Annotated in this window: 23 protein-coding genes; 20 read left to right on the top strand and 3 right to left on the bottom strand. The window is 42.8% G+C overall.

Going from position 1 to position 22785, the window contains the following annotated elements:
- Positions 1–9 precede the first annotated feature (9 nt).
- The 9 genes from WBR68_RS07990 to WBR68_RS07950 all read left to right on the top strand — a co-directional run bounded on the left by WBR68_RS07990 (position 10) and on the right by WBR68_RS07950 (position 10334).
- Complete coding sequence (locus tag WBR68_RS07990) at positions 10–363, top strand: hypothetical protein (protein WP_230693849.1); 354 nt, start codon at positions 10–12, stop codon at positions 361–363.
- A complete protein-coding gene (locus WBR68_RS07985; protein WP_230693848.1) occupies positions 360–4016 on the top strand; it encodes an ATP-dependent DNA helicase in 3657 nt (1218 codons plus the stop codon). The genes WBR68_RS07990 and WBR68_RS07985 overlap by 4 nt, the downstream gene beginning before the upstream one ends.
- 417 nt (positions 4017–4433) lie before the next feature.
- The gene (locus WBR68_RS07980) at positions 4434–4748 is read left to right on the top strand and encodes a hypothetical protein (RefSeq protein WP_230693847.1); all 315 of its coding nucleotides are present in this window, start codon (positions 4434–4436) and stop codon (positions 4746–4748) included.
- A gap of 116 nt (positions 4749–4864) precedes the next feature.
- Complete coding sequence (locus tag WBR68_RS07975; protein ID WP_230693846.1) at positions 4865–5161, top strand: hypothetical protein; 297 nt, start codon at positions 4865–4867, stop codon at positions 5159–5161.
- A 14-nt stretch (positions 5162–5175) separates the two neighbouring features.
- Positions 5176–5424 carry a hypothetical protein gene (locus WBR68_RS07970; protein ID WP_230693845.1) on the top strand — a complete coding sequence of 83 codons (249 nt, stop codon included), beginning with the start codon at positions 5176–5178 and terminating at the stop codon, positions 5422–5424.
- A complete protein-coding gene (locus WBR68_RS07965) occupies positions 5421–5837 on the top strand; it encodes a hypothetical protein (RefSeq protein WP_230693844.1) in 417 nt (138 codons plus the stop codon). Before WBR68_RS07970 ends, WBR68_RS07965 begins: the two co-directional genes overlap by 4 nt.
- Before the next feature lie 139 nt (positions 5838–5976).
- On the top strand, positions 5977–6198 hold the full coding sequence (locus WBR68_RS07960; protein WP_230693843.1) for a hypothetical protein: 222 nt from the start codon (positions 5977–5979) through the stop codon (positions 6196–6198).
- Positions 6199–6327: 129 nt separating this feature from the next.
- The gene (locus tag WBR68_RS07955) at positions 6328–8754 is read left to right on the top strand and encodes a type IV secretory system conjugative DNA transfer family protein (protein WP_230693842.1); all 2427 of its coding nucleotides are present in this window, start codon (positions 6328–6330) and stop codon (positions 8752–8754) included.
- A gap of 107 nt (positions 8755–8861) precedes the next feature.
- Complete coding sequence (locus WBR68_RS07950; protein ID WP_230693841.1) at positions 8862–10334, top strand: hypothetical protein; 1473 nt, start codon at positions 8862–8864, stop codon at positions 10332–10334.
- 46 nt (positions 10335–10380) lie between these two features.
- On the opposite strand, the gene WBR68_RS07945 is transcribed toward WBR68_RS07950, so the two are convergent.
- A complete protein-coding gene (locus tag WBR68_RS07945; RefSeq protein WP_230693840.1) occupies positions 10381–11148 on the bottom strand; it encodes a hypothetical protein in 768 nt (255 codons plus the stop codon).
- Positions 11149–11257: 109 nt separating this feature from the next.
- Here WBR68_RS07945 and WBR68_RS07940 point away from each other — a divergent pair, with 109 nt between their 5' ends.
- The 11 genes from WBR68_RS07940 to WBR68_RS07890 all read left to right on the top strand — a co-directional run bounded on the left by WBR68_RS07940 (position 11258) and on the right by WBR68_RS07890 (position 20881).
- Entirely contained in the window at positions 11258–11638 is a 381-nt protein-coding gene (locus WBR68_RS07940) for a hypothetical protein (protein WP_230693839.1), read from the top strand.
- 25 nt (positions 11639–11663) lie between these two features.
- Entirely contained in the window at positions 11664–12488 is an 825-nt protein-coding gene (locus tag WBR68_RS07935) for a hypothetical protein (RefSeq protein WP_230693838.1), read from the top strand.
- Between the two features lie 17 nt (positions 12489–12505).
- Entirely contained in the window at positions 12506–14866 is a 2361-nt protein-coding gene (locus WBR68_RS07930) for a DUF87 domain-containing protein (protein WP_230693837.1), read from the top strand.
- Positions 14867–14972: 106 nt separating this feature from the next.
- Positions 14973–16292, top strand: coding sequence for a hypothetical protein (locus tag WBR68_RS07925; protein ID WP_230693836.1), 1320 nt, complete (start codon positions 14973–14975; stop codon positions 16290–16292).
- A 2-nt stretch (positions 16293–16294) separates the two neighbouring features.
- Complete coding sequence (locus tag WBR68_RS07920) at positions 16295–16477, top strand: hypothetical protein (RefSeq protein WP_230693835.1); 183 nt, start codon at positions 16295–16297, stop codon at positions 16475–16477.
- A gap of 87 nt (positions 16478–16564) precedes the next feature.
- On the top strand, positions 16565–17356 hold the full coding sequence (locus tag WBR68_RS07915; RefSeq protein ID WP_230693834.1) for a hypothetical protein: 792 nt from the start codon (positions 16565–16567) through the stop codon (positions 17354–17356).
- Between the two features lie 92 nt (positions 17357–17448).
- Positions 17449–18126, top strand: a complete 678-nt coding sequence (locus WBR68_RS07910) for an ankyrin repeat domain-containing protein (RefSeq protein ID WP_230693833.1) — start codon at positions 17449–17451, stop codon at positions 18124–18126.
- A gap of 109 nt (positions 18127–18235) precedes the next feature.
- On the top strand, positions 18236–18781 hold the full coding sequence (locus tag WBR68_RS07905) for an ankyrin repeat domain-containing protein (RefSeq protein WP_230693832.1): 546 nt from the start codon (positions 18236–18238) through the stop codon (positions 18779–18781).
- 208 nt (positions 18782–18989) lie between these two features.
- Positions 18990–19910: a hypothetical protein gene (locus tag WBR68_RS07900; RefSeq protein WP_230693831.1), complete on the top strand. Its 921-nt coding sequence runs from the start codon at positions 18990–18992 to the stop codon at positions 19908–19910.
- 87 nt (positions 19911–19997) lie between these two features.
- Positions 19998–20147, top strand: a complete 150-nt coding sequence (locus WBR68_RS07895; RefSeq protein WP_230693830.1) for a hypothetical protein — start codon at positions 19998–20000, stop codon at positions 20145–20147.
- Positions 20147–20881, top strand: a complete 735-nt coding sequence (locus WBR68_RS07890; RefSeq protein ID WP_230693829.1) for a DUF4116 domain-containing protein — start codon at positions 20147–20149, stop codon at positions 20879–20881. The genes WBR68_RS07895 and WBR68_RS07890 overlap by 1 nt, the downstream gene beginning before the upstream one ends.
- A gap of 32 nt (positions 20882–20913) precedes the next feature.
- Here the strand turns inward: WBR68_RS07890 and WBR68_RS07885 are convergent, their stop codons facing one another.
- Together WBR68_RS07885 and WBR68_RS07880 are read right to left on the bottom strand one after the other, a co-directional pair.
- Positions 20914–22131, bottom strand: a complete 1218-nt coding sequence (locus WBR68_RS07885; protein WP_230693828.1) for an ArdC family protein — start codon at positions 22129–22131, stop codon at positions 20914–20916.
- 120 nt (positions 22132–22251) lie between these two features.
- A complete protein-coding gene (locus WBR68_RS07880) occupies positions 22252–22560 on the bottom strand; it encodes a hypothetical protein (RefSeq protein ID WP_230693827.1) in 309 nt (102 codons plus the stop codon).
- Positions 22561–22785 lie beyond the last annotated feature (225 nt).

The following is a 22785-nucleotide window of genomic DNA, read 5'->3' as shown; positions in this document are numbered from 1 at the left end:
AGAAAATAAATGGATACCACGAAATACAGGAGTAAATCAATTTATGTAGAACACATAAATAAAGCAAATAAGCTTGGCATGACAATGAACGAATACATAACTCATCTTGCAGACTTGGCGGCGAAAGAAAGAACCGCTGAACAAGCACAGGACGTTGAAAGACTGAATAAGCTTGAGGGAATAGTTGCGTCAATGGTTGAGGCGTTAAAGCACCAAAGATATTTAACAGACACACAGAGCAAAAAGATAGATGAGCAAACCGCCTTGATTGCTCAACAGAGCGACATGCTGAACAAGCTCTTGGATGCCTACAGTGCAGACATTGAATTCATACAGGCACTTAAAAAGGAGATAACAGCATGATAAGAATGAAAAACATAGTTGCCCAAGGTGGATACAACTACAGCAAATATTTGAAAAAGCAATTGGCCGAGGTCATGGAGAACGCCCATGTCCACAAGAACTACAACATGGCTGACTTGCATGTAATGCAGGACCAAAGCAACCTTGTTGTGCTTGAGGACGGCACCGTAGTACCGATTGAGAACCTACAGAGATACACCCGCGTTACAGGAGCTCTTTTTGACCGTTGGGGCTTGACCAAGGAAAGCCACCTTACAGACGAAAAGATTGACCAGATATGCGCTATTGAGCTTGGAGAGGACGAAAGAACCGCGGGCCATATCAAACCAGTCCTACGCAACTACAAAACCGTCATGGGTGCAGACGGCTACCCCGTTGAGGTTCATAGCAAGGACATCAAGAATGGCTACTACATGGACCAATACGGCTCAAAGATTCACTTTAAGCCCAACGAGGTAACAACCAAGTCAGGGTTCAAAAAGAAAACTGCAATTGAGCTTGTTTTCTCTCACGACCAATCTTTCTCTCATGCCGGTGCATTGATGGATGCAAGCGACCAAGTAAAGCTTTCTCAGTTATGGATGGATTGTGCAGAGGCAAGCTACAAGGAATGCTTTAGCCAATATCTTGAAACCTATCACGGTATTCAAGGAGAAACAGGAGCCTCTTTGTATTTCCACAATGACGCCCGCAGTGGAAACGTGCATCACCATGTTCACTTAAATATCAGTAATGTCATTCGTCTTGCAGACGGCACAGTCATGTCTATTGAAATGCCTGCCATGCGTCAAAAGAATTTCCACCAAGCGATGGATGCCATGTTCAAGAACAAATTTGTAGAAATGTGGATGAAAGAGTTTGGTGACAAATATCCCGTTGAGGCATACGACAAAGATAAGCAAGCAATCAAGAGTGATGACAAGTTCCAAATGCAGGACATTGAAAATCACAGAGTAGCTTTTACCGACGAAATCCTTGAGGTCATAAGACTACGCAGCAAATCTAAAGAATTGATTGACAAAGCTATCTCTCAGCAAAAACGTGATGAGTATGAGAGAGCCGAATTGAAACGTATGGCAGTGCAAGAGAAATTTGATGCACTTGAGGCCAAGCTTAAAGGCATTGACTTGCCTACTAACTACGGTGTCGTCTTGTCTCATGGTGCAGCACCCTACCAAAACGACAAAACCAAAAGCATGAGCTACTTTGTTGAGCTTGAGCTTGCCAACGGCAAAACCAAAAAGATTTGGTCAAAGGACTTAGAGAATGCAATCTCAAGTCAGAACTTGAAAGTTGGAGACTTTGCAGGGTTCTCACAGACAGGAGAAACACAAGTCAAAGTTAAGGATGAACAAGGAGCATGGGTTAATGGAGTCAGAAAGACATGGGAGGCAACTGACCTTGCAGGCTACAAGGCCGAAATGGAAACCCTTGCAGACTTAGATGCTCAAATCAAGGCAATCAATAAGGGCCATGAGTCAGCTATCAAACGCATTGAGAGTGTCAAAAATCGTGATGCAGTTTGGCTAACTATCAAGCAGAAAAAGAAAGCCATTGGCAAAGAACTCAAAGACGTTGAATTGCACAAAGAGGCAGTTGAGCTTGGCAGTGCCATCAAGGATGAGAAAGACCGTGGAGCTATCTATAGACCATTAGACGACGAGGCCATCTTAGAAAAGCTTACTGACACCAATCCGTTTTTTACCAAGTTTGACTTGATCATTGAGTTGAGCAAGCACCAAGCGATGGGTTCAAAAGCAGAGCAGATAGCCGAACAGAAATTGAAAGAATGGGCTGAAACAGGCTTGCTTATCACTAAGGTTCAGCAACCTATAGAGGAAACCAAAAAGACCAAGAGAAAAAAGACTTTCTCAAAGAAAAAAGACCCCGTTTATCCTTTGCAGCACACAACCAAGTTGCTTGCCCGTCAGGAGTATTACAACGTCCAAAGCTCTATTAAGCTTGTTCAGAACAACACTGCAACAGGCGTAGAAAATTGGAGGCAGCATGTAGCAGATGCAATCAAGGCACAACAGAAAGGCAGACGTTTTAATGCCTTGCAAGTTGACCTTATGAAAGCCGTAGTTGAGAAAAACGGATCTCGCCTTGTTCTTTGTGAGGGGTTCCCAGGAACAGGCAAATCTACAGTCATGGGCACAGCAATTGAAATCTTGCAGCAGCAAGCCGGTGCTGAATGTATTGTCTTGGCCCCTACAGGAAAGGTAGCAGCCTCAGCAGGAGTTGACACCACTGCAAACCATACAGGCACTATTGATAAGTGGCTTATTGATATGGACGCAGGCAAGACCACTATTAAAGATGGTCAGAACATTTTCATTGACGAGGCAGGGATGATAGGCACAAAGAACTACAACCGTTTTATGAAACACATAAATAAAGCAGTTGCAGCAGGCATTGATGTCAAGGTTGTCTTAATCGGAGACACCAACCAAATCCAAAGTGTTCAGTCAGGGAATACCTACGCAAACATTATCAAGGCCAATCAATCAAAGGTTCGCTACCTTAGAAAAATCATTCGTCAGAAAGATGCTATCTCTTTGGCGATTGCACAGACAACCTCTTTGTCAGACATTGCAGCCGATGACATGGCAGCAGTCAAACAAGCAGGCTCTCATGTAGAGAAATCTTGGAAAATGATTGAGGACAGTGGTCGTCTTTTGGAATACGACACCACCACAGAAAAGAATGAGGCAGTCGCCAACCGCTATCTTGCTGACACCAACACCTTGATGGAAAAAGCAGTCTTTTGCGCGACCAATGAGGAAATCAAGACCAACAATGAAATCATTCAGGAAAAGAGACTTGCAGCAGGAGATATAGGCGGCTTAAGTATTAAGAACCATGATGAGCATTTCTATGTGGGCGATAGAGTCATGGTCAACAAGAACTCTAAAGAATACAAAAATGGAGACTTTGGCGTAATCAGCAAAATCAATGCAGACGGTTCTTTTGAGGTGGAGTTTGGCGAGGGCAAAGGTTCCAAGGTCAAAACCATGAAAGACCCTGCAAAGCTTTCTTTGGCCTATGCAATCTCTATCCACAAGTCCCAAGGTTTAACTATCAACATGGCCTATGGGAACTTGTCAGCAAGCCCAATCGCTGATCAGGAGCTTTGGAACGTGTTGCAGACTCGCGCCCGCTTTATCACTTACACAGCCGTAGTGAAATCTGAAAAATTGAAAGTGCTTGAGGCATTCAAGAGACAGAACAGCAAGGAGAACTTATATGACCTAGCCCTTGAGCTCGCACAACAGGCAAAGGCACAGCAGCAGACCCCACAAGCGCCGGCAGTGACACCCAACCAGGTAGCAGCACTGGACGCCACCATACAGGCCACACAGACAGCTATAGCAGCTATCCCTACCTCTACCACTCAACCAGGTAGACCGAACCTAATGGCTGCACTAAAGGCCAAGTTTAAGAGCTTTGGAAAAATCTCAAATGCAGTGTTCGCACCACGCAAGCCACCGATTGCCATCATCAAGCAGAGACAGGCAGCTATGGCAGCACAACAAGCGAACCTAGCCCAACAGGTCAAAGCAGTTCAGCAGGCAAAGCCTCAACAGCCCACTCAACCAACCCCTCAAAGAGTTGGAGTGAAAAAACAAAAAGGCAAAGGAATGCAGCTTTGATTCTCTTGTCCTCATTTGAAAAAAACAGACTAGCCCCTACCAAGGGGCTTTTTCTTTGCCCAAATCCGGCCTTTTCCGACCTTAAATCCGACCTTTGATAGATGGGTGGAAAGTTCCTAAACCCTTGCCTATCAATGCTTTTCACTTGTTCAATCAAAGAAATCCGACCAGCCACCCGCCAAAACCTTTCATATTTCTTTTTTTCTTTTCTGCATTATTTTTTATAGATATAGGTCGGAAAGGTCGGAAACAATCCTTTGAAAGCCTTATAAATAAAGGCTTTTCCAACTTTCCGACCATGCTCTAAACGTCGGAAAAGGTCGGATAAAGGTCGGAAAGTTAAACAACGACCATAAGACAAGACCTTGATTTTCTTTTTGTTTTTTGTATAACTTATAAACAACAAGGAGAATAACAATGTCAGAACAAACAAGTCCAACAACTGCCCTAAAAGTTTATGAAAGCAAAGTCTTACTTAATTGGGACACACCAGAAAATAGAAAAACAATGATTTTTCCAAAAGACAACTGCGCATGCAAGCGTTGCCCTTTTATGGATTGGCAAGTCTTAGAGGTAGAAATTGAGGGAGAGGAAAACCAAGAGAAATCAGAAATCCCCGTAACCATGTATGAATTCACAAACTATTGTCATGACAGATATTGCGCCACATGGGGCAGAGGCTTACCAAATATCCCTGACTGCGACGGACTATATAAACAACCAAAAGAATGAACAAAGCCCCAACAAAGGGGCTTTTCTTTTTTTCAAATAAGGATATCAAGTTTTCTATAGCTCTTGATTTTCTTTGTCAATTTTGTATAACTATTATATACACAAAGGAGAATAACATGAGCAACTTTTTCACACCAACAACAAAAACATTTTCATTGATTGAATTATTGGCTTTCTATGAACTTGGCTTGCATGTCACTAACTACGAACAGCAAAAAGCAGTCTATAGATTTCACAAGAAATCAACCAACAAGAAAACCAAAATCTTGAGCATGCTTAACTTTGTGGTTGAGAAAGTTATCTACTCAACAGACGACAGAGCAGCTATGGAATCCTACATTAAGGCATACATTGCAAAGAACTGCCCTGACGCAAAGGAAATCAAGAACGGCATTTATCAAATCACATACTAAGGAGCCAAGCCACCATGAAAAACAATTATCAAATCAAAGTGGTGAAAGACGGAGTTGAGCAAGTATTCAACCAAGAAATCATTGGAGACATTGACGAGTTGCACATCGTCTCAACACAAGTCTTAAGAAAAGAGACTGAGGAACGCATTGCACAGATTCACAAAGAGAACAGTTTTAAGGAAAAGTATTTGCCTGCGGTTGTTTTCTTTGGCTCATTGTTTGTTATGGGCTTAATCGTCTTGAACAATTGGGGGTGGATATGAACATAGAACACCCTTTATCAATCAACTTTGGCTTTGCCTATGACGAGGGGCAAGAAATGCTCATGGCTGAGACTCAAATCCTCAGATACACAGACTATCTCAAGACAGTAGCCGAGCAGCTAGGCATGTGTGTTCTTGTCAGCCAGGTGCTTACCAATGAACCCAACCTTGACCTCGAGGACAACAGACTTTTGGACAAGCTCATTCCACTTTATCAAATCAGAGTCTTGGACGACGACGAGCTACTAGGAGAGTTTGTTTATGGAACCTACAGCGCACAGCTTTATGAAAGGTTCAAAGATTGGGTAAACGCCGACATTCTTTTCTACATGAAAAGCAAAGCTCTTTACTACGACTACGACAGCAAATTTCCTGAGAAATTCACAATCAAAGAACTAGCCAAAAAGATATAAGCCCTACGGGGCTTTTTTCTTGCCTACTTTCTTGGAACAACTCTGATATCCAATGATATCGAATTCAGCCGAGCGCCCTTGATTTTGTCTTTGAATTTTGTATAAGTATATTAATAGAACCAAACAACAGGAGAAAATCATGAACAACGAAATTTTAAACACCAAAGTATCAGACATTGAATTCTTTGCAGCACACGACGCTTACTTAGCAGCAATGAACTCTGACGTTCCAGGCGACTTTGACGAGAACGACGAGGCATTGACAAAAGCATATTGGGGCTTAGGAGACAAGCCAGTAGTTGCAGAGGCAATCGTAGTAAAAGCAACCGTCATGGACAGAGTTAAAGCATTCTTTGCCTAAGAGGTGGAAATGACACTACGAACAATCAAGCAAAGCTTGAGCAAAACCCAAGGACATAGATGGTTGTGAGTCAAAAGACTGCACAGCCATTTTTCCTTATACCGACAACAAAAACAAAAAGAGGTAAATATGAAATTCACACAAACAAAGTTATACAAGGCACTTTTCTACAAGTCTGAACTGACACCGGACAAGATTAGAAAAGAGTGGGCATTAAGACCCATGAAAGCATTGCCTACACCTGGAATGTTTCGCAGATATTCAGAAATCACATGGGGCATGACAGTAGGCGCAGCCGTGGCAACCATGTTCTTGTCAGCAAGTTTGGTTTGGTCAATCAATGTCCCCTACTTTGAAAAACCAACACCTTTGAACACCGTCTACAACGGCCAGGAGCTACATATAGACGACAGCATTGAGACTCACTTGCCCGCATGGATAAAGCTTGGAATGTTCAAGCTCACTACACCATTGCATTCAAGCCTTACTCAAGAGCAGTTGAATGAGAAATACCCTGACATCATGGGCTACAACTATTACATGAGCCTTATGAGTCAAGCAGGCTTGACCTACTTGCTTTGGTTGAGATTCATCTTGATTGCGGCAGCTACAGCATTAGCAGGCTTTATAGCTTTCTGCAATTCCCACCGCTTTCTTTTCAAGACAGAATTCATTATTGAGAAAGAGGGAGCTAAGGTTTATGAGGCAGAGGCCGCAGCAGTAGCTATCAACAAGTTTCTTGCACCCGACTACAAAATCTTTGCCGAGCAATACACACGATTTGCAGAGATTGCTCAGGGTGTTTATCTGCCAGAGGCTTTGCGTAGAACACATGCATTCATTGTGGGAAATTCAGGCGCAGGTAAGTCACAAATTGCCAAGCCATTGATAGACGCCTCAATCGCAGCAGGCTTGAAAACCGTCATTCTTGACCCAGGCAGTGAGTGGACAAAATACCTTTTCAATGAGAACGACCCAACCATAGCTTTGATAGACCCTTTAGATGCACGCTCTCATGTTTGGCTACCAATGCCTGACTTAAAAGGTATCGGCATGATTACAAAGTTCGTTGCAAGTGTTATTCCGTCAGCAGGCAAAGATCCCATGTGGGCGAATGCAGCCCGTATGGTCAATACAGCCTTGTTCTTATTCTTGAAAGAGACTTTCGGAGATGAGACAACTTTCCAAGACATTGCAGACGCAGTGCAATTAAAGGACGAGCAAATTGCTCATATCGTCAATAAGTTCTACCCACATGCAGCAAGACTTGTAGGCGAGCTCACAGACGAGGGGCTTGAGCAAAACCAAACAGTCAGCGGCATCATGATTAACATGATTTCATTCATGGAATATTTCATGGACTTAGCCCGTTTTTGGAACAAGCCAACTGACAAAACAATCAGCCTTTACAGGTTCATGACTGAAAAGGACTACCCAATCAAGACAATCATTATTAGACCTAGTTTGTCTGAGGAACGTATGGCATTGGGAGTGACAGCAAACGTCCTTGCTTACCTTATGAATTTCATCAAAGAGCCAGAGCTTTATGGCGATAAGAAAGTCCCCGTTGGCAGTTTCTTTTTAGACGAATTTCAAAGTGTCGGACGCATTGACGACCACACAGGCAATCCAGTTATGCAAGGCCCTATTCAGCAAGCACGTAAATACGGGTGGAGTGTTTCATTGCTTACTCAAACCATTCCAGAGGCAGAGCGTATATATGGCAAAGAAACTATTGCAGGATGGAGAGGAACCGTTGGCACTCAAATTCTTGCAGGCGCACCATTGGACGAAAATATCAACTCTTGGATCAACGGTTTTGGCGACAAGAAAATTGAAAAATTCCATTTATCCCAAAGCACAGCAAGCAATGGGGATGTCTCTTACTCAGGAAATTGGCAAGAGCATGTGGGCAAGGCAATGGTTGCAACAGAGCTTTCAAGCAAGTTGCGCAACGAGGACCCTTACATCAAATACTTGTTCATTCCTACAGGCGCGAAAGATTTGTATTTCTTGAGAAAGGAATACGACCACATAGGCGACGTTTACCCATCATTTATTAGAGCAACCGAGTCCAATAACAGAATCAAAGACAACTCAAGAGTTCTACTTGCAGCCAAAGAGATTGCAAAAGGCCATGAGCCACAAGCAAACTACGGCCAAGCCAACACCGTTGCTGATCGCTTTAAAGATGAACTTGCACAAGAGTATGCAGACCAAGACGACTTACCGATGGACAATGAACCCATTGAAAAGCCTCAGTATGACAACGAAAGAACATTGAACTTGAAATTTGCCAAGGAATACGACATCACCCCAACCCATGAGGAACAGGAGGATTCACTTGAGGGGGATATTGTTAAAGACAAAGCCGTTGAGCTTTTGGCCGACTCTCATGTAATCAATGTAGTTCGTCAATTGCTTGAACTCATGCTTTCCAAGAAATCAAAAACGATCACTACCAATCCCTATGAAAAAACAGCTTTTGAGAACAAGAAAAAATACAGCAACTCATACACAGGGCTTGAACTCAAACGAGAAAAAGAAAAGCACTAAACAAAATGCCCCTACTAAGGGGCTTTTTTATTTCTCAATTCAATGCCGTTTTGCTTGATTTTTTCTTTCTTTTTTGTATAAGTTATTTATACACAAAAGGAGATTTCATGAACAATAAAAACGAATTCCAAGAATTACTAGAAAAGCTTTTGAAAGAGCAAGAGGCAAAGCTTACAAAACAGTTTGAGAAAGAAAAACAGGCTTTGATTGCTCAACATGCACAAAGAGAACAAGAGTGGTCATCTTTATTTGACGCACAGACTCAGACAGTTGCCACCGTAGTAGCCGACCACATAGGCAAAGAGGTAGTCAGTAGCTACACAGCCAAGTTCGGTGCTGACAGTGAGGCTACACAGCACGCCAAGGAGATCCCATACCAAGAGCATGCACAGGTTGCAGCACAGTTCTTGAAAGCCGATGGCCAGGTCATGACTGCTGACGAGTTCGCAGCCAAGCACACCTCTACATGGGACGAGTTCAACGCTATGGGGGGATTGGCACCTACACCAACCTTTGACCCATTCAAGGAGCAAGTAGCTACCCCTGCGGCCGATCTGGACCAAGACACCAAGGACGTGATGACAGCGATTGACTACCAGATTCAGAACTACGGCTTTGAGGACAACATGCCTCTAGAGGCCGACACCCCAAGAGCATTGAGCAAGGAACGCACACAGGCAGCGATTCAGAGCCTTAGAGCGAACCCAAGCACCAACACCCCTGCCCAAGTGCCACAAGCAGCCGTAGAGCCTCAGAAACAGGTCAAGGCACCCACTGACCAGGTAGAGCAGCCAAGCACCTCTCAAGACGAGCCAACAGGTAGCTCCATCACCCCTGAAATGCTTGCAGCGGCTACACGTTCCTCAGCAGCGATTGCCAAGGGGCATGCCGAGCTCAACGAGTTCAAGACCATTGAGAGCTACAGCACCATGTCACCAATTGACGACCGTTTGAACATTAAACACCTTGAGCAAGAAATGTCTCAAGAAAAGTTCAATGTAAGTGGAAAGACTGACGTTCTTGTGAACTACTTTGCCAAGGTCAGAGACTTTGCCTTTGGTGGAAAAACAGGCGAGGAATACAGAAACAATGCAGTAGCAAGAAACGATGTGCAGAGCTTTTTGAATTCTTTCCAACCTGCCGCAAAGCAGATGAAAGACAACCAAGAGTCAGAGTTAAAGCTTATGCCTTTTGACGCCTCAGACAAAGAGGTTGAGCAAATGAAACTAAAGCACAAAGTTGAAAAAGCATATTTTGAGTATGCAGAGAAATCAGCTTTGAGTGGTGCAAAGAAATTGTTCAGAAATGAGTTTTTGCCCGAAATAATCAGACATACACCTGAGCCAACCAAAGGTGAACTAGCAAAGCTTGGCGATGCTTTCAAAGACTTTGTTGCTCACAAACTTGGCAAGACATGGAAACACACTTATGCAGACCCTAAAAAGCCACGCATGACAAAAAATGAAATCCATGCAGCGATAGCAAGAAACAACGATGCTAGAACTCAGAAATCAACCACCGTGTCTACAACAAAGACCAAGACACTAGGACAGATAAAAACCTTAAGAATGTCAATGTAAAACAGAAAAGCCCCTAACGAGGGGCTTTTTTTTGGGCTGCATGTTCTTAAATGAAATGAAAAGTCTTTGCAAGAAACAAGACCAAGGCACTTGCCCCGCCAAAAACAACAAAATCTCTGACTACACCGACAAGGTTCCAAGGGTCATGAGAATTGATTTTGCTTTCCATTCCAACGACTTTCTTATCCATCAAGCTTAAGTATTTATTCAAGTGATCAGCGATAGGAGCCTTGACACTTGCTTTCAACTGACCTGGAAACTCTTTTTTCAAAAGCTCAATCATTAAAGCTTTGAGTTCATTTTCCCATTGAGTCTTAGCAAGCTCATAGTAGGTTGTCATTTCATTCATTGTCTCTATTTTTGAATCAGCAATTTGAGCCAACATTTTTGCAACAGAACTATCAATGTATCCAGAGATATTGTCTGCAAGGTTAATCATAGTCGTATTGACTTTGCCTACCTGACCATTGGCAATCTCAACAGTCTTGCCAATCTCATCTTTGATTGCTTTGGTTGCCAAGTTTGTTTGAGTTTGGACAGAATTCTCAAAGTCCAAACGTGCCGCGTCAAAAATTGCCTTTTGAGATTGTATTGAAAGATTTATCTCTTGCAACACAGTCAAAACCTTAGACATAGACACATCAACAAACAGGCCGGTGTTATACAAGGCGAGAACCAACGGCTCTAATGTTTCATTGCCCATGATTTCATTTTTCTTTAGATAAACCAAGAAATCATCACGGTCTTTCTTACTGAGACTTGCCAACAAATCCTGCAAATTGGCGAATATCGGATTTCCTCTTTCATTATTCATTTTTAATTTTCTCCTTTACTATTGATTTTCATTAAATCTTTTTGTATAACTTTAAATATACAAAAAAGAAATAAGAAATCAAGACCATTAACTATAAAGGAGAAAAGAAATGGCAAAACTTACATTAGCAAAACTAGCCAAAGAGCTTAATGCAAACAACATTGAATGCTCTATTGGCAAGAACGTGGACAAGATTTTTCTTGAAAACATCAAAGAGGGCTTTATGGCCTATATCTTTGAGGGAGATAACGGCTTTGTTTTAGTTGTTCGTTTAAGAGACGAGAACAAGAAAGCGATTGACCACAAGACCTACTCTGACGAGCAAAAGGCGCAATGCGACGAACAGAAAGCGATGCTCATTGAGGTATTGAATGAGGCAGAGGTCTACGAGTTCAAAGGTGCAAAGAAAAAAGACACCCCAACAGAACAGAAAGCAGACGGCGAAATCAGCGACATTGACTTGTTAAACAGTAACTTGTTCAACGAGTAATAAGAACAACAACAGGAGACAAAAAATGACTCAACAACAAAAACCACAAAATCAAAAGATAGACCAAATCTTAGAGAAAAAAACCACCAACAAATACGAGAAAAGAGCTTTTGAGCCGTCAGTAGCAGATTTAATCAAGCAAATCAAATCAACAGTAGAGATTGACAAAGACATTCAAGAAAAAGAGGATGTAGACGGCTTACTTACTGACGACAAAAAGAAAGAGATTGCAGCAGGCTTGGAAATACTCAAGCACCCTGAACAGCAAACAGCCTTATTGGTTCAAGCTGACCCAAGAAACAATATTGATTTCTTTGAGAAAGGCTATAGAGCATGGGCAAGAGACAACAGCAACACCCACTTTGCAGCCGCAACCTTTGGCTCAAAAGTGTCCTATTGGCTTGGTTCCACTTTGGTTGCAAGTCCTGCCTCAATCGGAGTTCCTGACTATGTTTGGTATTTACCTAAAGATAGATTGACCGTTTTCCGTGGTCATTTCAATCCAAAGACCATCATGGCAAATGACAAATACATATTGCACACCAACCGCTACATCTATGTATTGAGAGACAAGCTACAAAAACGTATTGCTTTTTGGTTCTTAATCTTTGGCGTCGCGTTTGGTGCATTGGCATACACAGGACACAAAGCAAGTGTAGGTATCAGCTATGTCAAAAATCAGATTAAAGCCAATGGCGATGCTGAGGAATTTAAAAAGCAACAACTAGCTGACTTAACAAAAGAGGCAGAGGAATTAGTTGCCAACTACAAAGCTGGAAAAGTCACTGACAAAGAATTCTTGGCAAAACGTGACAGCTTGAAAGCAAGAGAATTAGAAATCAAAAAATAAACAACAGGAGATAAACAATGAAATTAGCACAATTAGAAAAATCAAAATACAGCAATGCAGCCAAAGACATTTTTGACAAAGCATCATCTGCAATCAGCAAAGTCAGTCCTTTTGGTGCAGGCATTGACCATGACACTATCCATGATGACGCTTATGCATGGATGGACGAAATCAAAAGTCCTGGTTCAATTTTCACAAGCCCAATTTGCCCACCTGACTTGAGAAAATCACAGACAAGAACCATTCGCTCAAAGACTGGCAAGTTAATCAGTGGCTTGACTTTGGCACAAGATTGGGCACATGGTTCAGACTCCGGTCTTAAAACCATACCTCTTGCTTTGATGCTAGGTGGAGTGATTTCTACAGCAAGCCTTTCTACAGGCATGGATGGCCCTGCTATTGCAGCAGCCGTAGGTTTAGGTCTTTACAGACTTGCAGGCGCAGGATTCTCAGACTTGCTTATGGGTGCATTGCTTGCAGGAGGCGCAGCCTATGCAACTCGTTTTGCAGGCGGCAATTCAAGTCTTATCGGTGCAGCGACTTTCCTTTTACCTGCTGCATTCATTTATGTTCACAACTACTTGACCAAGAAAACAAGAGCAAACAACTTGCTTAATCAGTCTAGACACCACACCAACACTTTAGGCGACGATGAAAAAATCTTGGCTCAAATGGAACAGCAAATCATTCAAGCTGCGAAAGACGACGCCAAAGCACCATTCTTAAAAATAGCGATTGCTACAGGCATTTTTCAAATGAAAGGTGTTTTCTCTAGTCCAGATAAAGGCACTCAAATTGGCTTTAACTTATCCGACTTGGCGCAGCATATCTTTGTGATGGGCAAACCAGGCACAGGCAAGTCTTACACCCTTAGAAAAATCATCAAAGGTGCAAACGAGGCATGCACAAAGATTGGCAAAAAATTAGGCATGTTGCTTATGGACGGTAAAGGCGAGTTAGCTTTTGAATGCAGAAAGATTCTTGACTTAATCATCCACCCAAGATTTGTGGAGGACTATTGCTTAGTTGATGGAGTCAATGCAACTAAATGGACATCCATCATGCAAGCAGTCAATAACGCAAAAGCAGAGGGAGCAAATGCAGAGTTCATCAGAGCAGCTTTAGAGCTTGTCTATAACACTGCATTGGCACACCAATACTTGAAAGACATGACTGACATTGACCCATACTTTTCTGAGTCAATCGGCTTTGAGTGGAATTACATGTTCAGATACAACTTGATGAACAAGTTATTGCAAGGCGACTACACAGGCGAGGTCAACGGCAAATCAGTCACAGTTGACGGCATGGGCAAAATCATTGCACAACAGCTTACTTACCACCCTGATTTTGGAACTGACCCAAGACTTGAGCAATTGGTTTTATCCATTGAGGCAGAGTTAAGCCCTGAGCGTCAAGAGTTCGCAATGAAATACTTGAAAACAGCCCAAGGCTACATGCAGATTGTTATGCAAGAGGAAAACATCATCAAATGGGCAAAATCAACAAAATCTAGCGTTGATATTTTGGATTGCTTGAAAGGCAAAAAAGTAGGTATCCCATTGCCACCTGAACGCTTTGGTTTAGCTGGTGCATTCGTAACTCAATTGAGTAAAGCAAAAGTAAGAAATGCGATTGCAAACAGAGAAAACAATTGGAGAGACGATGTAGAGGCTACTGAAATCATGATGGTTCAAGACGAGTTCCAAGACATATTCAGTGAATTTGACGACTTGAACAACATACCTAAAGACCGTTCACGTGGTTGCTACAACGTCATTGCAACTCAAACAGTGTCAGCTATCTATTCCAAGATTTCTAACCCTGCGACGGCTGATTACTTGTTCGCAAACTTTGCCTCATTCATCAGTTTCAAAACAACTGACAAGAGAGCAGACGAGCTTATGCAAGCTCAATGTGGAACAACTAAGTCATTCAAAGTCGTAACTCATTCAGGTAAAGCCATTGCTTTCAGAGAAACAGCAAGAGATTTGGTAAGTAGAGCAGAATTTGACCCTACTCATCCTGACGCTGCAATGTTCAAGAAATTCAGAACAGATGTGTCATTCCAAGAATACGACCCACAACACAAACCAAACTCAGTCATGGGTCAATTGACAAATGGGGCTTTCAATGTGGTCAAGTTCGCAGTGTTTGGCCCTATCGCTGCATTGTTCAATTTGACAGGCAGACATACACACCACTACTCAACATATCAAAAAGACGACAAGCAAGACTATGTGAAAGTCTTAAGTGATGACATGTTCGGAGAGTTAGACATTCCACAAAGAGCCGTATGTGTTCTAAAACGTGGTGGTCAATGGGTCAGAGACATAGCAATCATGCAAGGCGTTGACCCAAACTTTACAGATGTTTGATATGCACACAATAGACAAAGCCCCTCTTTAGGGGCTTTTCTTTTTTTCATTCCCTTGATTTTATTTTTCTTTTTTGTATAACTATTATTACAACAAAGGAGATTAAATGAAATCAAATAACAAACCAACAATCATAGCCTTATCTATCGCAGTCCTATTTTTAGCAGGCTGCAATGAAAAGAAAGATGACAGTGCTTTAGACATTCTCAACAATGTTCAAGTAGACAGGAAAGCAGAGCCAACACAGGTAGAACAGCCCACAGCAGTAGCCTCAGCCCCTACAGAGGCCACAGGCTCAAGCGCAGGACCAGGATCTACCCAAGGCAGTTCTAAGCGTGCAGAGAGCTATCCAAGGAACTCAGCAAGCATTTCCCGCCAGGTAGCCATTGCCGAGATTGAGGCAGGCAGACCCTACACATCCATCGTGAGTGAGGTTGAGGGCTTTAGAGCTCGCCCATACAGCGACGTAGGCCAAGGCTTTGCAGTCGGCAACGGGTGGAACATGAGCTTTCAGAGTGCGGCCAACAACCGTGCATGGGCTACCAAGGCAGGCATAGCAGAGCCAATGATCAAGAGCATTGTGTCTATCAATGGACGCATGCAAGGAGCAGTTCCCGCAGGTATTGAAATCACACCTGCACAAGCCACAGCAGTAGCCGAGGCCATGCGCCCCGCCTTTGAGGGGCCTGCTATCAAGTTGTTTGGGCAATCCACCTGGAACAAGTTGCAAGAGCACCAAAGAGGCGTGCTTGTCTATCACGTTGAGAAAGTCGGCCCAGGTGGAGCAGCACGCTATAAAGGCTTGATTAAAGCCGTTCAGACCTATGCAAACAGCCCAAGTGAGGCCAATGCTCAAGCCGTGGTTTCACACATTGAATACGGCTACAAAATCAAGTATCCCGATGGAACATTCAAGCAGATGTATGACACACGCAGCAAGTTATACATGGGTGCATTGTTCGTAGACCCTCAGCAATACCGTTATTTGCTTGGCAAAGCTATGGCACCAACAGGCTTTGGAGCTACAGCAAAAACAGCAGGGTTCAACATTGACACAAGCAAGGCAGCAGCCGAGCAAGTTGCAGCACAAGACACCTACAACAACGAGATTGAGAGCTTGGCAGAACAAGGCATAACCCCAACCGTTCAACAGCAAATTGACGGCAAGGCAAACAGCTACTCAATGGAGACAGAGCAGCAATTCAAGACCGTATGCATCGGTTCTACAAGTCTTTGCAAAAAGGTTCCTGCTGATACTCCAACACCTACTCAAGCACCTAAGCCACAGCCTCAAGCTCAAGTTCCTGCAACCGTGGCCCCAAAGGTTGAGATTCCAAGAGTTCAAGGTTCATGCAAAGACGGCCAACATGAGGAAAGCATGAAAATGCCAAATGGACAAACAATGAAATATTGTGTGATAGGTTAATCATGAGCAGCACTGAAAAGAACCTAACCTTTGCAGCAATCTCACTTTGCATTTTCATGGTGTTTTTTGAGCCAATGATTTTGAGCCATGTGAACACCTACGACTTTGCCTTTTACTTAGTCATGGCTTTGGCTCTATACCTCTCCTATCTCAAAGATAAATTGAGAACCAAGGAGAGCGAATGAAACAAGCCCCTCAATGGGGCTTTTTCTTTGTCTATTGTTTTTGATTTTGTATTTGGTATATCTAATTTATACCAAAGGAGAAATCAAATGCAAACTCAAACATCAACCATAGAAAGGAAAGCACCACGATTCAAGCGCAACATGTTAGAGCTTGGAGTCAAAGATGGTATTTCAGTGAAACACAATGACGAGGGCTACATCATCCAAATGCCTGACAGATACGACAACTACTTTCCACTTGTCGGCAACAACAAGCCTGGTCAAGTCATAGGAAAGGTTGCCCCGCTTGATGAAACCCAAACCGTCAAGGACATTCAAATCTTTGTGCCTCTTGATGCTCTAGCCAACACAAGAACACATGAGCAAGTAGGCATGGCCTTGGTTCATGCAAGAAAGACCAATTCTGAAATCTTGCATGAGATAGACCTATTCGGTTATCAGAATGCTTGGAAATTCACAGGCGAACAACCGACCAAACAGGCAGCACCAAAAGCCCAACCAGGTAGAACAGTTGCCATAGACGGCGAGCTCACAGCCGTAGGCAAGTATTTCATCTCAATCAGAAAGATAGATGAGGCAACCAATGAGCAAATCCTTGTGAGTTTTCCAACCAACAAGGTTCTTAAATTTGCAGACGGAGACTTTAGAGACACCGTTGATCGAGCAGAACGAGTCAAAGAAAAACTAGGGCTTTCAAAAGACGATTTCTATGGTGGAGATTTGAAAGATGGAATCAAGCGAACATTCCACTTTGACCAAAAGGGTAACTGCACTATGGTTCATGCCCTTGGAGAAAAGGACATATTCAAGCAGTCCATACCTATTGATGTGAGCAAGCCAAAGATACAAACAAAAGGACCAGTCCTAACCATGAACTAAGACAAGCCCCACAAGGGGCTTTTTCTTTGTCCAAACACTTGATTTATTCTTGTTTTCTCGTATAACTATTTAATACAAATAAAGGAGACAGCATGACAATGACACCCGAACAGATAAAAGCCAAACAGCAATCAATGCTTATGAGTGTGAACGGCACAACCTCAGCACTACCACCAACAGGAAATATCCAAATTGACATTTGGACAGCAGTCAAACAAAACAATTACCAAGCCACAGATGAAATCTACAAGAGCAATCCAAGAGACTATCAGCCACAGAGTGGACTATTGCTTGGAGTCGCGGCTTTGCTAGGCCATACAGAAACCGTGAAAGTCTTAGTAGAGAACGGAGCCAACCCAGATAACGGCCTTACTCAAGCCGCTGAAAGTGGACACATTCAAACAACCAGCTACCTACTAGAAAAAGGAGCAAAGAACATTCAAGATGCTTTGACTAAGGCCATAGAAAAAGAAAATGTAGAAATGTTTAATCACTTAATCAGCAAAGGCGCAGATTTTGAATACAACCATTGTGAGCCTTTGAGATGGGCAGCAATGTCAAATGCAAGACAAATCACTCACACGATCTTGCTTGACCACAGAGCAGACCCAACACCAACAGCCGTTGATTGGTTGAAAGAAAACGGTCATACATACCCTCTTGAGGTATTGGCAAAAAGAAATCTAAACGACAAATTACAAACAAATCTCAACACACCAAAACCAAAAGCCACCAAATCAAAAATCAAAGGCTTTGGAATGAAAATTTGAGATGCCCCGAAAGGGGCTTTTTCTTTTGTGAAAACGATATCGAGTTCAGCCCAAATCCTTGATTAAATCTTTCTATTTTATAAGATAGAAATAACAACAAGGAGACAACATGAACCACTACGAGGACAAATTCTTTTTAGCCGTGGCAACCCAAGACCACGAAACCATAGAGCGATTGATAGACAAAGACGTTGATGTGAATGCACGCAACGGCAATGCCCTTTCAGTGGCCTCTAACCAGGGCGACTATCTAACCGTCCAAATGCTCTTGCAAGCAGGAGCAGAGGCTACAGCCGACAAATCAAAGGCTCTACGAATGGCAGCACAAGCAGGCCATAAAGAGGTTGTAGAACTCTTGATTGACTATGGGGCAGACAACTTTGATGCAGCTATCAAAGCAGCAGCCAAAAAGAAAAAAGCCCTTGCTCTATCAGCTTTGATTTTCAAAGCACATGCAGACGAGCAAAGCCAATTCAAAGAGATTTCACGCAATCAAAATCTATCTCAGACCATTCAATCAATCTTGAATGAAAACAATGACGTTGATTTAGAAACTCTTTTGTCGTTAATGACTGCTGACGATATAGACGCCATTGAGGAAATCACACCAACAGACCTAAAAGAAAGAATTCAAAACAAGAAATTTAGGATTTAAAGACAAATGCCCCGCAAGGGGCTTTTTAGCCTCATAGAGCCATTTCCCCAATTCAAGCCACTCTGCCATTGACCATCCTCTTTTGTCGCGTCCTGGACGATTTTGAGAGGTCATTTTTTCAATCACGATGTCTTTAGGTCCTTGACAAGTCATTTTTGGGCGCTAAAAGTTTTGATGTCAGTCTTAGAATAATTATAAGGAGAAAGTCATGGCAGAAAAGAAAACATCAAAAGCAAAGAAAGTCGTTGATAAGGTTGTGGACGCAGTTAAAGAATTAGGCGAACAACCAATGCAGGAGCAAGCCTTAATGAGTGGCAAAGTTCCTCAAGCAGAACCAGAAAACGAAACACCTGCACAAGCAAGACAAAGAGAAAAAGAACAAGGCATTTCTTTAGGTCAAATTGACGGTATCAATGTGGAAAGCAGAAACGAACAAATCATAGTCACTTTCCCAAGCCGTAAAGAAATCAATTACTTGTTCACTGAGAATGCAATAGGCATGAAATTCAGAGATCATGGCTATTCAGCAGCAGACGACAGCAACAAGTTATTTGAGAAAGAGAAATTACAAGTCAGAACTCTTGCATTCAACAGTGCAGATTTGAACCCTGAAACCTTGCCTAAACTTGGCAAGGTCATTGACCAGGCAAGAGCAGTGAATAACGAATATTTGACTGAAAGAAACGAGGCTATGGCCTACTTTAAAAGTGTGGCAGGCAACGACCAAATTGCAGTCATGGGCAACAAATTCACAGCAGTTGCAAACGAACAAGGGGGCAAGGATTTCAAGCCTGGTTGGATCAATGCAGACGTAGTGAAAATTGGCAAACACTTGATTGCAGCCGTAGAGGGTTCTAACAACGGCGTCATGTATGCCCGTTTAATCAAGACAAGCGATATGTATTTGAAACCTCAAGACTATGCAGACAAGCAAAGTGCAGTCAGAGGCTATTTTCAAATCAAGCACGGCAACTTGAAAACAGTTGAGATAGACGGCAAACCTCAAGAAATCATTGTCGGAGTTAAGAAATACATGGCATGGGATGCAGATTTCAAAGTATCCAAAATCAACGACTATGCACCTAAGCAGACTCAAACAAGAAATCAAGGCCAATCAATGGCAATGTGAATAAAGCCCTACGGGGCTTTTTTCTTGCCCTCTCTTGATTTCCTTTTTCTATTTTGTATAACTAAAGAACAATCAAAGGAGATAAAGATGGCATTCAAATTAACGAAAGAGGATAAAAGTTACCTCTATGGCATTCTGACCGGCATATTGATCATGTCGCAGATTGCGGGAATTATTGGGAGTTTTGGCTATGATTTTTCAAGACACATAACTATTACAGCAGCATGGAGCAAATAATGAAAACTTATGAAATGACAGACGACAGAACAGAGTTTGACAGATACAAAGCATTTTTTTGCAATGACGGCCTACTTGCTGAATACAGACAGAAAACAGCCGAGGCTATGCAAGTCTTTGAGAGTCCTGACTATGAGATGTATAGACCCTACATGATTGACGCTTACTTTCCCTATTCCACCAGGTCAGAGGCACAGAAAGCAGATTTCAACATTGCTATGTTTGCAGTGGCTCAGAACGAGCACAACTATCAATATGTTCCTGAGAAATTGAGAACCCCTGAATTTCACAAGACGGCTTTCAAGTTCAATCCAAGACTTGTGACTATGTTCCCGCCAGAGGTTGTGCAACACCCTGACAACCACATGATTACCATGATTGCGAAATACAGACCTGAAAAAGATTTGCTTGAGGCAATCAAGTTCAATTACTTTCAGCACGTAGCAGCACAAGCTTTATCAGTCAATCCAAGTCTTTATATGGAGCTAACTGAGAACTTGCAAAAGGATCAGCAGCTAATCTTTATCGCTTGCAATAAGCCTGAGAACAGCAACATTAAAGACGAGTTCTATGCAAAGAACAGAGCATACATAACTGAGGTGCTTGAACTACCAATTCCAAACACACCAAACAAACCTAGAACTTATGCAGAGGCAAGAGCAGCAAACAAAGCCCTACCACCTAAAGGACTAGGCCCAATTCTGAAACCAAGAAAAGACGACGACAAGAAATAACAAAGCCCCTTGATTGGGGCTTTTTCTTTGGCTCACATGCTCATTGCAAGTGGCTTTTCTTTTTTCAATACAGGGATTTTTTTGTCTGCTAGGTAGAGGGATGATGATTTCTCATTCTCTTTGACCAATCCCAAATCAAGCTTGTATTCATTGCGAACAAAGTTTTGGTAGTCGGTGCTTTGTTGGGCTTTGGAGGCAGCTTTAAAAATCATGTTCTTGTCTGCTTTCATAGCAGCAGCCCAAGATTTCAAGTAGGCAGCATGGTTTTCATGTGTTCCAGGATTGTGAGGAATGCCAAGCTCAGAGGCCATGAACATGCTTGTGAGTTCAGCTACCAATTCCTCAAAGGCATAACTTGGAGAGCCAAAGGCACCTGACAAATCACGGCCAAGAGCAGGACCCGTTGAATGCCCTAGTTCATGGTTCAAAGTGTCGTAGTAGGCACCAGGCTTGAACTTGTCCTTGCGTGGCATTGTGACCTTGTGGTCGGCCACAGAGTAGAAAGCACGGCCACCGTCATTGTGTTCAATCTTGAGGCCGGTTTTAGCCATCATGGCTTGAGCATGTAGCTCTGCCTCAGCATGGGGTTCAAACTTGTAGGCAGGCACGTTAGGAACTCGCATGTTCGCCACCTGGTTGATGTTGAACACTGACCCTGCATAGACATTGCGCATGTAGCTTTTGACGCTGACATTTTCGCCGTCTACCTCTACTGCATCCCCTGCACCCTCAGCAGCCTTATCCAAGTAGCTGAATTTCACAGCCTTGAAAATCGCACAGCCCTTTTCTCCTGCTTTCACGTGCATGGGCTTGTCTCTATCCACCATGCCGAGCTTTTCCAATTTCTCAAACACTGCCTCAGCCTTGTTCTTTTCTCTGAGGTAGTCAGTAGCAGAGATTTCCCCACCTTGGAATTTGGATTGCAGACTTATCAAGGATTTGTGAGCAGCTTGTCTTTCCCCATCAAGCTCTTTGATTTGTAGGTAAGTAGCAAAGTAAGGATTGTCATGTCCTGCACTCATGAGGGCTATGACATTGCACCCTTGATATGTTTTATTGGTCAGTGCATTTCTTGGCAGTTGAGGACACACAAACCAAGGCTTGTCCCACTTGCCCGCAGTTTCCATCGCCTCAATCACACTCTCTAGATTGGCGACGACTTTTTCAGACAAAGCCAAGTGATGGTCAGGTGCATCTACTTGATTCTTTGCGACGGCTATAAATTTCTTGTTCTTTTTTTGATATGCCATTTTGTGACTCCTTTTTGTTCTTATGAGTCCACAATAGCAAACAGAAATACAAAATCAATAGACGAAAAAAAGCCCCTGTATTTCTACAGAGGCTAATTTCAAGGAGAGAGAGTTTTTGGCTTATTTGCTAAAGAGCTTTTTCAGAACGAAAGCAAATACACCAGCAGCAGGCAAAGCAAAAAAGATTGCAGCACCTACGGCCAAACTTTTTTCATCAGCAGGAACCCTTGCAAGCTCACTGAACAAGCCAAGGGAAAAGACGGCACTGACAGCCGCAAGGAATGCCACCACCACGAACACAAAGCCCTTGACGAACTTGACACGGCTTTCTTTAGGCAAGCCTGCCACGTTGCCCATGACCGCACCAAGAGCCATACCACCAAGGGCGACACCCCCGGCAACACCACGACTTACGCTTTTCTCAATCATTTTCTCTCTCCTATAAAGATTTCTATACCCTAGTTATCGCGTACTAATCGGACGATGTCAAGGCCCCTACAAGGCGACTTTCCAACACCAATCACATGCAAAGCCAAGCACGGCAAGACTTAGAGCCTCATTACCTATAACGCACAACACAGGCTTTTGGTTGATATCGAATTTAAGATTTTTTGCTTTTCTTTGTTGATTTCTCTTTTCTATTTAATAAGATAG

This window comes from Achromobacter sp. JD-1 (genome assembly GCF_038594925.1).
Classification (GTDB): Bacteria; Pseudomonadota; Gammaproteobacteria; order Burkholderiales; family Burkholderiaceae_B; genus Achromobacter; species Achromobacter spanius_C.
This window is presented reverse-complemented; position numbering and strand designations above follow the sequence as displayed.